The 13850-nt window shown below is 32.9% G+C and carries 12 protein-coding genes; 11 read left to right on the top strand and 1 reads right to left on the bottom strand.

Going from position 1 to position 13850, the window contains the following annotated elements:
• Positions 1-512: 512 nt before the first annotated feature.
• From B6K90_RS17505 to B6K90_RS17460, 10 genes are all read left to right on the top strand, one after another.
• On the top strand, positions 513-1436 hold the full coding sequence (locus B6K90_RS17505) for a heme-dependent oxidative N-demethylase family protein (RefSeq protein WP_088014046.1): 924 nt from the start codon (positions 513-515) through the stop codon (positions 1434-1436).
• 6 nt (positions 1437-1442) lie between these two features.
• Positions 1443-1931, top strand: coding sequence for a hypothetical protein (locus B6K90_RS17500; protein ID WP_088014045.1), 489 nt, complete (start codon positions 1443-1445; stop codon positions 1929-1931).
• A 16-nt stretch (positions 1932-1947) separates the two neighbouring features.
• Positions 1948-2907 (top strand): PDR/VanB family oxidoreductase, encoded by a 960-nt coding sequence (locus tag B6K90_RS17495; RefSeq protein ID WP_088014044.1) that lies wholly within the window; start codon positions 1948-1950, stop codon positions 2905-2907.
• 290 nt (positions 2908-3197) lie between these two features.
• Entirely contained in the window at positions 3198-5285 is a 2088-nt protein-coding gene (locus tag B6K90_RS17490) for a methylmalonyl-CoA mutase family protein (protein ID WP_088014043.1), read from the top strand.
• Positions 5282-7447, top strand: coding sequence for a methylmalonyl-CoA mutase (scpA, locus tag B6K90_RS17485; RefSeq protein WP_088014042.1), 2166 nt, complete (start codon positions 5282-5284; stop codon positions 7445-7447). The genes B6K90_RS17490 and scpA overlap by 4 nt, the downstream gene beginning before the upstream one ends.
• On the top strand, positions 7448-8467 hold the full coding sequence (gene meaB / locus B6K90_RS17480; protein ID WP_088014041.1) for a methylmalonyl Co-A mutase-associated GTPase MeaB: 1020 nt from the start codon (positions 7448-7450) through the stop codon (positions 8465-8467).
• Positions 8467-8907 carry a methylmalonyl-CoA epimerase gene (gene mce, locus B6K90_RS17475; RefSeq protein ID WP_088014040.1) on the top strand — a complete coding sequence of 147 codons (441 nt, stop codon included), beginning with the start codon at positions 8467-8469 and terminating at the stop codon, positions 8905-8907. The genes meaB and mce overlap by 1 nt, the downstream gene beginning before the upstream one ends.
• Positions 8908-8911: 4 nt before the next feature.
• On the top strand, positions 8912-10462 hold the full coding sequence (locus B6K90_RS17470) for an acyl-CoA carboxylase subunit beta (RefSeq protein WP_088014039.1): 1551 nt from the start codon (positions 8912-8914) through the stop codon (positions 10460-10462).
• Between the two features lie 290 nt (positions 10463-10752).
• On the top strand, positions 10753-11499 hold the full coding sequence (locus B6K90_RS17465; protein WP_088014038.1) for an MBL fold metallo-hydrolase: 747 nt from the start codon (positions 10753-10755) through the stop codon (positions 11497-11499).
• A 33-nt stretch (positions 11500-11532) separates the two neighbouring features.
• Entirely contained in the window at positions 11533-11961 is a 429-nt protein-coding gene (locus B6K90_RS17460) for a protein-tyrosine phosphatase family protein (protein WP_088014037.1), read from the top strand.
• 59 nt (positions 11962-12020) lie between these two features.
• Here B6K90_RS17460 and B6K90_RS17455 read toward each other — a convergent pair whose 3' ends face one another.
• A complete protein-coding gene (locus B6K90_RS17455) occupies positions 12021-12917 on the bottom strand; it encodes a LysR family transcriptional regulator (RefSeq protein WP_088014036.1) in 897 nt (298 codons plus the stop codon).
• A 228-nt stretch (positions 12918-13145) separates the two neighbouring features.
• Between B6K90_RS17455 and B6K90_RS17450 the strand changes: the two genes are divergently transcribed.
• On the top strand, positions 13146-13823 hold the full coding sequence (locus tag B6K90_RS17450) for a response regulator transcription factor (RefSeq protein WP_235821834.1): 678 nt from the start codon (positions 13146-13148) through the stop codon (positions 13821-13823).
• Positions 13824-13850: the final 27 nt, after the last annotated feature.

Here is a 13850-nt window from a genome sequence, read left to right as displayed (position 1 = left end):
CTCATAAGGTGTTCATGAGTAAGTAAAGAAGCAAAATATGAGATTTAGTAACTCATAAGATGTTCATGAGTAAGTAAAAAGGCAAAAATAAGAAAATAACTTATTCATAAAGGGTTCATGAGTAAGTAAAATAGCAAGAAGATGAAATATAGTAACTCATAAGTGGTTCATGAGTAAGCAAAGAAGCAAAAACCTGGGATTTAGTAACTCATAAGGTGTTAATGAGTAACTAAATAAGCAAGAAGATGAAATATAGTAACTCATAAGTGGTCCATGAATAAGTAAAGAATCAGAAATATGAAAATACCCTACTCATAAAAGATTCTTTTGTAAACTTCTATTAAAATGTACAATTAATCTACAATCTATTGACATAAAAAACAGAATATTCTTATAATTAATTAAAATCTAATGAAACAACAAACAAGTCTAGTATAACTAATTTGAATGATTTACTTCTTAATCTACTATAAAGGGTGTTCAGATGAATCAAATTAATGAATTAGAATGCTATTGCGTATCCGTTTAAAGAGGAGATTTATCGTTTCTCCAATAATTCTATTCTATTAGATCCACCTGTAAGCATCGAGATTACTCCTAAATATGTGAATGAAATAAAATTAAAAAGAAGCTTACTACTCAACTCCCCTAGCCATTGTTATCAAGCACTGCCTACTAGTTTTGAAGGACAATGGGAAATTGTAGAATTAGTTTTAGATCACTTAATAAGATATTATCCAGACTATTTTGAAGTTCATAGGGGTCATGAATATTGGACTATTTATAATAAGCTTCTGAAGGAGGAGGAACAATTTAGCTTTGGGGACCTATCTTCTGTTTTAGGAAAGCCATTGAATTTTATAGGTAGACATGTACAAGAGGATTTAATTTATATGAGTCAACGAGATGGTGATTTATTTTTAGATGCTGGTCATCTCTGTTTTCCCTCTAATTGGTCACTTACTTTCAAACTAGGAATGAGATTTAAAGAGATTCATCAACCGATACCGATGTTTAGTGGAAAATCATTGGACGATAGAATTCTTCGTTTCTTAAAAAATATCGAACAAGGAGCACCTTGGGCTCGTAAAAATTGGTCATTAATGGCAGGAAATCGACTAGATACTTCATTAGAAACATTCGATTTATGGGGTAAAGACAGAAAAGAAGTTTCAACTGAAAATGTTGGGAAATTTGTTCATTTACGCGTTGAAGTTCAAAAGTTATTTAGGTTACCCATTAGTAATGGGCTCCTTTTTACGATTCATACTCACTTATTACCACTTGAGCAATTAACATTAAATAAGAAATGGTTGGAACAATTTTATAAAATTCTATGTGAATTGCCAGATTTCATTTTAGATTATAAAGGAATCTCTTCGTATAAAAAAGAAGTATTAACATACTTAAAAAATAAACTTGAAGAAGTTGGGTAGAAAACGATGAATAATTTAATAGTTGAAGAAGCTAGATTTATAGATGGAAAAAGAAAATATTTAATCTGTTCAAATCATAAAGGAAGAGCGTTAATTCAACCAATTTTAGAAAAGTTACTTGAGAAAAATTATTCTTTCGATTTTGTCTTTATCGGATTTGATTCAAGTCCAGAACAATTGCAAAATAATATTAAAACTTGGTTACAAAGTCAGAAAATGGGCAGCTATTTATATATCGCACTAAGTAAAGAAGAGCTTAAAAATTTGAGACCAATTATAGAGGATGTAGGATTTTTTGAAGATGAAGTACAATATATTGGTTATGGTGAACTGAACTCGAAGGTTTTTTGTTGTCGTTGTCATAGTTTAACCGAATTAATAAAATTCGAACTTGGTAAAGAAATTCAGTGCCAAAACTGTCATTTATTACTTTCAGTTTCTGACCATTATTCGGTCCATTATGACGCATACTTAGGAAACATCGCTAAATTGTAGATGGAGGTGAATTGTATTGATTGAGAATACGATACTAGTTCGTGTTAATGAAATAAATCAAATAACTCAACAGGTTAAAGAATTTAGCTTTATTCCAATTGATGAATTTATTCTACCAGCTTTTAGTGGAGGTTCTCATATTAATACATATGTTGCTTCTGAAAATGAGATTATTTGCAGACCTTATTCTTTAGTTCATCATTCACTTATTGATAACACATATAAAATTGCCATTCATTTAAATTCGGAATCAAAAGGCGGATCAAAATATTGGCATGAACGAATTAAAGTAGGTGATCGACTTCGGATTAGCTATCCAAAAAATCATTTTCCATTAAGTTCAAGAGCGAAACATCATGTGTTTTATGCAGCGGGTATTGGCATTACGCCATTTTTAACGATGATGAAAGAATTAAAAAGTAAAAATAAATCTTTTGAACTCCACTATACTTCAGCAACAAAATCAAGTTGTGCATTTTACGACTTTTTAAATGAATATTATAAAGAAGAGTCTACTTTTTACTTTACAAAAGAGCTGAAATCTAGTCGAATAAAAGTTGAAACACTGTTAGACCATTCAATCGGAACTCATGTATATTTTTGTGGTCCTAATCGGTTTATTTCTCAATTTAATGAATCAGCTTTTGCATTTGGCTATCCGAAATCAAGTGTCCATATTGAAGTTTTTACACCACCTTTATCAGCTAAATCAAGACCGTTTGAGGTAAAACTGGCGAATGGAACTACAAAGCAAGTTCCCGTTGATAAAACTTTATTAGATGTTTTACTCGATGAGGGGTTAAAAGTACCGTATTCTTGTAGGATTGGTAGATGTGGGACATGCGAAGTTAATGTAATTGATGGTCAAATTGAGCATCACGACTTCATATTAGATGAGGATCAACGAAAAAGTAATAAAATGATTTTAACTTGTGTCTCAAGGGCAAAATCTAATCAAATCATACTTGAAATATAGACATCAATTTCAAAAAAAGCTTTCCTACCCTAGAAGGTATGAATAGCTTTTTTTTTACACTTTTTTAGATAAAACTAATTTCAAAATATATTTATAAATAAGAGTATTTAAAAAATACGTAATTTTCATAATTTTGGAGGATTTTTGAAAGCGTTTGTCGAAATTTTAATTATTCTTTGCATTTATATTCTTAATGAAAAGAAAAATCGACTTTTTTTCATAAATTCGATTATCTAATTAATTTTTACATCTTATTAAATTAAGAGATATAGAAAGGAGTGGCTTTATACATGTCAGAAAATACAAAAACTTCGCACTATAACTTGGAAGAGAATTTATTTGCTGAATTTCCAAAGCCTACTGTACAAGAGTGGAGAGATGTTGTTGAAAAATCCTTAAAAGGAGCCACTATTGAGGAAAAGCTTGTAACAAAAACATATGAAGAAATCATTTTGAAGCCGATGTATGGGGAAGAAGATATCGCTAACTACCCATATTTAAACGCTCAACCTGGAGAATTTCCTTTCGTTAGAGGAACAAATGAACAAGGCTATCTTGTAAAGTCATGGGAAATTAGTCAGGAATTAGATTGTTCTTCACCAGTAGAGTTCAACCGTGTTGCAAAACATGATTTAGACAAAGGGCAAACGATGTTAAAGATTCAACTGAACGAATCTTTAGTAACAAATAGTAAAAATAAAGGGTTAATTTTAAAATCTATAAATGATTTTAGAATAGCCTTTCAAAATATAAATTTAGAGGAAGTACCTTTAAATATTGAAACAGTTCATGGCGGGCAAGCATTTTTTAGTTCATTTATCGCATATTTGCAACAACAACATTACGATTTTAATAAAATAAAAGGTTTTATTGGAATGGATCCGATCAGTAATTTAGTGAAGGAAGGGACACTTCCGTATTCTCTTGAAAATGCTTACAAAATGATGGCTGAGATCACAAAATGGTCGGTTAATCATACAGCAAATTTAAGAAATATTTTAGTGCAGTCACATCCTTATCACGATGCTGGAGGAAATGCAGTACAAGAATTAGCATTTGCTATTTCAACAGGATTAGAGTATCTACGTGAAATGGATAATCGACAAATTCCTCTTGATGATGCAGCTACGAAAATGCTTTTCTCGTTTTCTGTCGGTTCGAACTTCTTTATGGAAATCGCAAAATTAAGAGCAGCTAGAATGATTTGGGCAAGAATCATGAAAGAATTAGGTGGTAATGAAGCTTCACAAAAAATGAAAATTCATTCCCGCACATCTGCATGGACGAAAACGATTTATGATCCTTATGTAAATATACTTAGAGGAACAGTTGAGGCTTTTGCAGGGGTAATTGGTGGATCTGACTCACTTCATGTTTCGCCATTCGATGAATCGATTAAATCATCTGATGAGTTTTCTAGACGTATTGCAAGAAATACTCATTTAATTCTTGATAAAGAATCAAATTTATCGAAAGTCTCTGATCCAGCCGGTGGTTCTTGGTATATTGAATCACTTACTTACTCTTTAGCTGAAAAGGCATGGGAACTATTCCAAAAGATTGAAGAAAAAGGTGGAATGGTCAAGGCAATACAAGAAGGTTTTCCACAAGCATTAGTAAGACAGGTTGCAAAAGAAAAATCGAGCAACATAAAAAATAGAAAAGATAAATTTATTGGAACCAATATTTATCCAAATTTGAATGAAACCGAGTTAGAGAAAAAGGAATTGGACCAGAAAGAAGTTGAGGTGAATAAAGAAAACTTCGAGGGCAGTTCAAAACAGTTCGTATTACAAAGTGGTTGTTCAATTGAAGATACAATTGATGCAGCAAATAACGGTGCATCAATCATGAACATTTTAAATGCAATGAACTTAGAAGACTCAGAACTTCCTAGAGTAAATCAATTAAACATACATCGTGGTGCGCAACCTTATGAATCATTACGCCAAAATTCTCAAAGCTATAAAAATAGTACTGGTGAATATCCAACGGTATTTGTAGCAAATTTTGGACAAGTTGCAGCATATAAACCTCGAACAGACTTTGTTACTGATTTCTTTGAAGTTGGAGGATTTAAGGTGCTACAAAATAAAGGTTTTGCATCCATTGATGAAATAATCGATTCATATAAAAAATCAGAATCGACTATTGTTGTTATTTGTTCAGCTGATGATCAATATATAGAAGTTGTACCTTCTATAACAAATCAGATTAAAACAATTAATCCGAATGCAAAAGTACTTTTAGCAGGAAAACCTTCAATAGAAGATATGAATTTATACAAAGAAGTTGGAATTGATGATTTTATTCATTTGAAGGTAAATAATTTCGAGATGTTAGAAAATCTTCAAAAGGATGGAGGGATTACGAAATGAACAAACTAACAGACTTTACAAAGATGCCCTTTAATACAACATTTTCAGCACCAAATATAGCGCCTCCTAAGCAGATCCAAGTCGAACATGATGATTGGAAAACTTTAGAACAAATAGATGTAAAGCCATTGTATGATTCGAATGATCTTAATCATATGACACACTTAGGTTATGTTTCTGGAATTGCTCCGTTTTTACGTGGACCTTACCCAGCGATGTATATAAACAAACCTTGGACGATTCGCCAATATGCTGGCTTTTCAACAGCAGAGGAAAGTAATGCATTTTATCGAAGAAATTTAGCTGCTGGTCAAAAAGGTTTATCGATCGCATTTGATTTAGCTACTCACCGTGGATATGATTCAGATCATCCTCGTGTTGAAGGAGATGTTGGAAAAGCAGGAGTTGCAATCGATTCAATCCTTGATATGAAAATTTTATTTGATGGTATTCCTTTAGATAAAATGTCAGTTTCAATGACGATGAATGGTGCGGTACTTCCCGTTTTAGCGTTTTATATTGTCGCTGCAGAAGAACAAGGGGTAGATCAGTCGCAGCTTACAGGAACGATTCAAAACGATATTTTGAAAGAATATATGGTGAGAAATACGTATATTTACCCACCAGAGGCATCAATGCGTATTATCGCAGATATTTTTTCTTATACTTCGCAACATATGCCTAAATTTAACAGCATCAGTATATCCGGTTACCATATGCAAGAAGCAGGAGCAACTGCTGATATTGAATTAGGCTATACTTTGGCAAATGGATTGGAATATGTACGAACAGGTTTAAAAGCGGGAATTGATATTGATTCGTTTGCTCCACGTTTATCATTTTTCTGGGGAATCGGAATGAATTATTTCATGGAAATCGCAAAAATGAGAGCAGCTCGCATGCTTTGGGCTAAATTGATAAAATCATTTGAACCAAAGAAAGAAAAATCAATGGCACTAAGAACGCATTCACAAACATCTGGTTGGAGTTTAACGGAACAAGATCCATTTAATAATGTGACTCGTACTTGTATTGAGGCGATGGCTGCTGTGTTAGGACATACGCAATCACTTCATACGAATGCTTTAGATGAAGCAATTGCATTACCAACGGATTTCTCTGCTCGTATTGCCCGTAATACACAGCTTTATTTACAAGAAGAAACGGGAATTTGTAATGTAGTAGACCCTTGGGGAGGTTCATATTACGTTGAATCGTTAACAAATGAATTGGTTCAAAAAGCATGGGCACATATTCAAGAGGTTGAATCACTTGGCGGTATGGCAAAAGCGATTGAAACTGGTTTACCAAAGATGAGAATCGAAGAAGCCGCTGCAAGACGTCAAGCTCACATCGATTCAGGTAAAGAAACGATTATTGGCGTAAATAAATATCGCCTTGAAAAAGAAGATCCATTAGATGTTTTAGAAGTCGACAATACTGCAGTTCGCCAGGCGCAAATTATGCGACTACATGAACTTCGAGCATCTAGAGATGAAGCTAAAGTTCAAGCAGCATTATCTGCAATTACTGAAGCAGCGGAGTCTGGGGAGGGCAATTTGTTAGCGCTTGCAATTGAGGCTGCTAGAGCTCGTGCAACATTAGGTGAAATTTCGGATGCTTATGAAAAAGTAGTTGGAAGACATAAAGCCGTTATTCGTTCAATTATGGGTGTTTACAGTGCCGAATACGGTGAAAAAGATGAAATAGAGATTGTACGTAAAATGGCTGATGATTTTGAAGAGAAAGAAGGTCGTCGTCCTCGAATTATGATTGCTAAATTGGGACAAGACGGTCATGATCGTGGAGCGAAAGTAATCGCAACGGCGTTTGCTGATTTAGGCTTTGATGTAGATATCGGTCCTTTATTCCAAACACCAGCAGAAACAGCACTTCAAGCAGTTGAAAATGACGTTCATGTTATTGGAATGAGCTCATTAGCAGGTGGACATAAAACGCTACTTCCACAATTGATGGAAGAGTTAAAAAAACTAGGTCGACAAGATATTGTTCTTGTTGCTGGAGGGGTAATACCAGCAGGAGACTATGAGTTTTTATTGAAGAACGGAGCGGCAGCAATCTTCGGACCAGGTACTGTTATCCCAGTTGCGGCACAAAAAGTTATTGAAGAAATTAATCGCCGACTTGAGGATTCGATTTAAATGGATCACGAAAATAAGAGAAAGAAAAAGCTTTCAGAAGACGACTATGTAAATGGAGTACTTGAAGGCAATCGAACTATTTTAGCGCAAACAATTACTCTTATAGAAAGTAATTCGAAAGCACATATGAATTCTGCACAAAATGTGCTCACGAGATTACTCCCTCATTCAGGTCGTTCGATCCGGATTGGAATAACTGGGGTTCCAGGAGCCGGTAAAAGTAGTTTAATAGAAAGCTTTGGAACATATTTGTGTGATCAAGGACATAGAGTAGCCGTTTTAACAATCGATCCAAGTAGCACAATTACAAAAGGTAGTATTTTAGGAGACAAAACAAGAATGGATTCTCTTTCAAAGAATCCTAATGCTTTTATTAGACCATCTGCATCGGGTGGTTCACTTGGCGGAATTGCACGTAAAACTCGAGAATCAATGCTAGTTTGCGAAGCAGCAGGCTATGACGTAATTTTAATTGAAACTGTCGGTGTTGGACAAAGTGAAGTACAGGTTCGTTCAATGGTTGATTTTTTTCTTTTAGTTATGCTAACTGGAGCAGGCGATGAGCTACAAGGAATTAAAAAAGGAATCATGGAACTTGCAGATTCAATTGTCATCAATAAAGCCGATGGACAAAACAAAATAAAAGCCAAAGCAGCTAGGGCTGAATTTAATCGAATTCTTCACTTATTACAACCTTCAACACCTGGTTGGTCTAGTAAAGCATATACAGCTTCCGCATTACTTGGTGAAGGTATTGAAGAAATATGGAATGAAATTAATGCTTTTAAAAATCTTACAACTGAGTCTGGCTATTTTTTTGAGCGCCGTCAAAAACAAATGATTGATTGGATGTACAACATGGTTTTTGAACAGTTGAAACTAAGTTTTCTGAATCATGAAATTGTGAAACAGAATTTAAAAACGATTGAAAGCTCAATTGTAAATGGAGAATTAACAGCAACTACAGCTGCGAACCATTTATTAACCATTTTTGAAGGCAATAGGAAGGAGACATTGTAATGCACGAGACTAGTCCTAAAAAAATTAATCATATTGGAATTGCAGTAAGAGATTTAGAGACTTCTATTCAATTATATACAAATGTACTCGGCTTAAAACTTAAAGGTATCGAAACAGTTGAAAGTGAAAAAGTACGTGTAGCATTTATCGAAATCGGTGAAGTGAAAATTGAGCTTTTAGAAGCAACTAGTCCAGAAAGCCCAATTGCAAAGTTTATTGAGAAAAAAGGCGAAGGAATTCACCATATTGCATTAGAAACAGATAACTGTGAGAAACAGCTTGAAATCGTGAAAGAACACGGAATTAAACTAATTAATGAAGTTCCAAAAAAGGGTGCGCACGATAGCCTAGTTGCTTTCCTTCATCCTAATTCAACGAATAAAGTATTGTTTGAGCTATGCCAACCATCATCTAGTGTATCCAGAAAGGAAGTTGAATAAAGTTATGACGACAGCGTATGAGAAAATTAATGAATTAATGGATCGAAAAAGAGTAATTGAACTAGGCGGCGGAGACGAACGAATAGATTCACAGCATAATAGAGGGAAATTAACTGCTAGAGAACGTATTAATCTTTTATTAGATGAAGATACTTTTGTCGAACTAAATCCTTTTATTAAACATCGCGCTACGAATTTCGGAATGGACAAAATGGATAGTCCGGGTGAAGGAGTTGTCACAGGTTACGGTAAAGTCCATGGACGTTTAATTTATGTTTTTGCGCAAGACTTTACAGTATTTGGTGGAGCATTAGGTGAAATGCACGCTATAAAAATTGCGAAAGTTATGGACTTAGCTGCAAAAGTAGGTGCTCCAATTATTGGATTAAATGATTCTGGTGGAGCTAGAATACAAGAAGGTGTCGTTTCATTAGACGGTTACGGTCATATTTTTTATCGTAATTCTATTTATTCCGGCGTGATTCCGCAAATTTCTGTCATAATGGGACCGTGTGCAGGTGGAGCGGTCTATTCACCAGCAATTACTGATTTTGTCTTTATGGTTGAAAAGACAAGTCAAATGTTTATTACTGGTCCGAAAGTAATTGAAACAATTACTGGTGAAAAAATTACAACTGAAAATCTAGGAGGTGCAAAAGTTCATTCTTCGATTAGCGGTGTAGCACATTTCACTGAAGAATCAGAACCAGAAATATTAGAACAAGTACGCAGACTAATCAGCTTTTTACCTCAAAATAATAATGAAAAACCAGAAGGAGTTCCTTTCTTCGAAAAAGATGATTGGAGAGAAGACCTAATTGACTTAGTTCCAATTGAATCTACGAAAGTTTACGATGTAAGAAAAGTGATTGAGCAAATTCTTGACAATGGAGACTTCATGGAAGTACAACCAAACTTTGCAAAAAACGTTGTGATCGGATTTGGACGTATTGATGGACATAGCGTTGGAATCATTGCTAATCAGCCAAAAGTAATGGCAGGTGGTCTTGATATTAATTCTTCTGATAAACTTGCAAGATTTATTCGTCTTTGTGATTCGTTTAATATTCCTTTAATTACATTTGAAGATGTAACAGGTTTCTTCCCAGGTGTAAACCAGGAGCATGGTGGAATAATTCGTCACGGAGCTAAAATTTTATATGCTTATTCAGAAGCTACAGTTCCAAAAATTACTGTAATCTTAAGAAAAGCATATGGAGGAGCATACGTAGCAATGAATTCTAAAGCAATTGGTGCAGATGTAGTATACGCTTGGCCAAATGCAGAAATCGCCGTAATGGGACCAGAAGGAGCAGCGAATATTATCTTCGCAAAAGAAATTAATCAAAGTATCGATCCAATTGCGACTCGTGCTGAAAAAATTTCAGAATACAGAGAAATGTTTGCAAACCCATATGTTGCAGCTTCTCACGGTATGGTAGATGATGTTATTGATCCAAGAGATACACGAAAAGTCTTAAAACAATCCTTAGAAATGTTAAGAACAAAAAGTGAAACACGACCTAAAAAGAAACATGGAAATATACCTCTTTAAAAAGTAGAGAGAGTATGTGAGGAGTAGAAACCAATCTCACTAAACTTCCTTTACTGTGAAAATCTTGGTCGAGATGACAAGAGCATATTTCACAGTGTGACTAGATATACTTAAAGATTAGTATATCTAGTTTTTTTTCGAGTAAATGTTAAAAATTACATTTTAATAAATCAATTTGCTTATTGATAAATAAAAATGTTTGTGTTATAATAAAATATTTTGTATTGACTCAATGGATTTTAATCGTTACGATAATACTTGGAAATAAAATCTAGTTCGGGAGTGATTTTATGCTTGGTAGAAGTAGGATCCAAATGTTAACCATTACGATGAATTCAAATGGTATGACAAATACAATTCATCCAACACTAATTTGGGATGACGTAGATGTTGTATTAATAGATACAGGCTATCCAGGACAATTAAACGAATTTCGAAATTGTATTGAACAAGTAGGAGTACCATTTGAAAAACTTAATAAAATTCTTATTACTCATCAAGATATTGATCACATTGGAAGTCTTTCTGTTATTGTAGAAGAGTCTACTAACAATATTGAAGTCTATGCAAGTGAAATAGAAAAACCTTATATTCAAGGTGAAAAGTTACTGATTAAAATTACACCAGAAAAAATAGCAAAAGCAGTAGCGTCATTACCAGCAGATACATCAGAAGAATTTCGAAAAGCATTTAAAAACAGATTAGAAAATCCACCAAAGGGTAAAGTTAACCATGTTGTTACACCAGGAAATGATTTGCCAATTTGTGGTGGTATTTCAGTAATTGACACTGCTGGACATACACCAGGACATATAAGCTTTTATCATAAAGAATCGAAAACATTAGTTGCCGGAGATGCACTAATGATTGAAAATGGTTTATTAAATCCTTCAAACCCACTATACACATTTGATATTGAACAATCCTTAAAATCTATTGAAGGTTTATTGACATTAGATATTGAAAAAGTGATCTGTTATCATGGTGGATTGTTTGAGGGAAATATAAATGGAAGATTAAGTGAAATCCTTAAATGAAAAGATTAAAAAATCGTATTTGGAGGCAAATAAATGAGTAACAAGAATTATCAAGAATTAATAAAGGATCGTGTTTTTTTCGGTGGGGCAGATGACGTTAAAGACATGATGGAAAACGAAAAGGCAGATATTGTTTTTGATCTGAGAGTAAAAAATTATGAGGTCGACCCTCAAATTAACCGTGTACATAGTCCGATTGTTGATGATAAAGAGGAGCAAGCAGAAACACTTAAAAGAGCAATTGATCATGTTGTAGAAGCTTATCAAAATGATCAAAAAGTATATTTCCATTGTGGTGGAGGTAATACACGTGCAGGTACTGTGGCAATAGGAGCATTACTTGCGCTAAATAAAGCAGAAACAATTGAAGAAGCCGAAGAAATGACAAGAGCAATACGTCCAACAATTAAATCGAATCCCGATATGAAGGAATCTTTAAAAAAGATTTTTCCTACTGCTTAAAAAATATTAAAAAAAACGCTAATTGTACAAATTTATTTTGTATCATTTAGCGTTTTTTATTAAGAAATACCATTTAAATGATCTTTTACACACTTTATAAATTCATTTTTGTCACTTGTATTTTCTTTGGTTATTGGAGAAATTAACCAAAAGTCCTGATAAATATAATCTGTTTCTTTAATTGGGATTACTTTTAATTCGCCACTTATGACTTCAGGAAAATGTTTTAAAGTTGTATTATGCACAAATGTAAATACGCGGCCTTCCTTTATTAATTCAATAAGCGTCATTGTACGATTTGATTTTAGAACGATTTCATTTTTATATTTTTTAGCTAATTGTAGAAAGCCTTTATTGGATAAATTATACATAATAACTTTTTGATGAAGTAAATCTTCAGCTGTAACATAATCTAATTCATATAAATGAGAATTTTTGCCAACTATGATACAAATATTTCCCTTGCTTAAAAATTCGAAATTAATATTATTTTCCTTTTCTAGTTCCGCTTTTGAAGATACAACTAACGCTAAGTCATAGTCATCTTTTGTTAAATTGTTAATGATCTGAGGTGTACCTTGTTCAATTAATTCAATAGTAGCTTCGTTGTTATTTCCTGAGTATTTTTTTAATACTTCGTGAATTGTATAAGTAAAAGTAGGAGCACATGCTATTTTCATATGTTTTACTCTAGTTTCCTTAAAATCCGAAAGCTGTTCTTTTAATTCTTTCAAATTATTTAAAATTTCAATAGACCTAGATAATACTAACTCTCCCTCATAAGTTAAAGTAATTCCGCCTCTAGATCGATTAAATATATTTATTTCTAATTCTCTTTCAAGTTGACTAATGGCTTGACTAACCCCTGAAGGAGAAATATGCAATTTTTTCGCGGCTTTTGAGATTGACTTCTCATTCGCGATACTAACAACATATTCTAGTTGTTCAAAGTTCATATTAACCTCCTAATAAAAAACATTTTATCCTATCAATAGTTTAATCTATTTAAGTGTGTTACTTTGTTAAGTATTACTTAACAATAGCTTAACATATCTGAAATATAATTTCTGTCATAAACGATGTAAAATACTATTTAATTCCATTTAAATTTATAGGAATAATTAGGATTAGTCGATTAAATATCAGTAATTGTATATAGTATCTGTTGAAGGTTGGGAATAAAAATGTTTGCTAATAATGATTTTAATCATCACGAAAAAAAAACATTTATTTTTGTTGAAAATACTCTTTTCGTATCTGGAATTTGTACAATTTTAAAACATCATAATCTGGATGCTAGAAAAATAGATTTCCATCAAATTAATATAAGCGATTTAAATGAAACATTTTTTATTTGTCATGTGAAAAATGAAGAGATGGGAATTAAATCACAGCTTTTAAAGTTACGTGATCAGAACATTAATATCGTAATCATTAAGAATAACTTAGATTATAACGAAATAGAGAGTTTAATGAAGATTGGGGTAAATGGAATTTGCTTAACTGACATTGATGAGCAATATTTACTTTATATTGTAAGACAAGTTCAAGAGGGTCAGTTCTTTTTAGATTCTCGATTAACAAATTTAATCATTCAAGAAAATACTCGACTTCTTGAGAATGGAAAGAAAAAGAAAGAACTAGATTATGAAACTATGAATAATCTTCTGACAAAAAGAGAAATTGAAATTTTACAACTTTTAGCTCGAGGTTATTCTAATATTCAAATAGGTTCTGAATTATTTATTTCAAGTAAAACTGTTAAAAATCATGTTTCAAATATAATCCAAAAATTACAGGTTTCAGACAGATTAAATGCTGTGATTTTTGCATTGAAAAAAAATTGGATTTCGCTTGATTAATTAAGAAATGACACTAATCTGTTATGC

Source organism: Gottfriedia acidiceleris (assembly GCF_002128425.1).
In the GTDB taxonomy this organism is placed as follows: Bacteria; Bacillota; Bacilli; order Bacillales; family Bacillaceae_G; genus Gottfriedia; species Gottfriedia acidiceleris.
This window is presented reverse-complemented; position numbering and strand designations above follow the sequence as displayed.

Bases quoted from the DNA above. Each gene is read 5' to 3' on its own strand.
- B6K90_RS17465 (WP_088014038.1), top strand. From the start codon at position 10,753: ATGCTTGGTAGAAGTAGGATCCAAATGTTAACCATTACGATGAATTCA.
- meaB (WP_088014041.1), top strand. From the start codon at position 7,448: ATGGATCACGAAAATAAGAGAAAGAAAAAGCTTTCAGAAGACGACTAT.
- scpA (WP_088014042.1), top strand. From the start codon at position 5,282: ATGAACAAACTAACAGACTTTACAAAGATGCCCTTTAATACAACATTT.
- B6K90_RS17460 (WP_088014037.1), top strand. From the start codon at position 11,533: ATGAGTAACAAGAATTATCAAGAATTAATAAAGGATCGTGTTTTTTTC.
- B6K90_RS17455 (WP_088014036.1), bottom strand. From the start codon at position 12,917: ATGAACTTTGAACAACTAGAATATGTTGTTAGTATCGCGAATGAGAAG.
- B6K90_RS17450 (WP_235821834.1), top strand. From the start codon at position 13,146: ATGTTTGCTAATAATGATTTTAATCATCACGAAAAAAAAACATTTATT.
- mce (WP_088014040.1), top strand. From the start codon at position 8,467: ATGCACGAGACTAGTCCTAAAAAAATTAATCATATTGGAATTGCAGTA.
- B6K90_RS17500 (WP_088014045.1), top strand. From the start codon at position 1,443: ATGAATAATTTAATAGTTGAAGAAGCTAGATTTATAGATGGAAAAAGA.
- B6K90_RS17490 (WP_088014043.1), top strand. From the start codon at position 3,198: ATGTCAGAAAATACAAAAACTTCGCACTATAACTTGGAAGAGAATTTA.
- B6K90_RS17470 (WP_088014039.1), top strand. From the start codon at position 8,912: ATGACGACAGCGTATGAGAAAATTAATGAATTAATGGATCGAAAAAGA.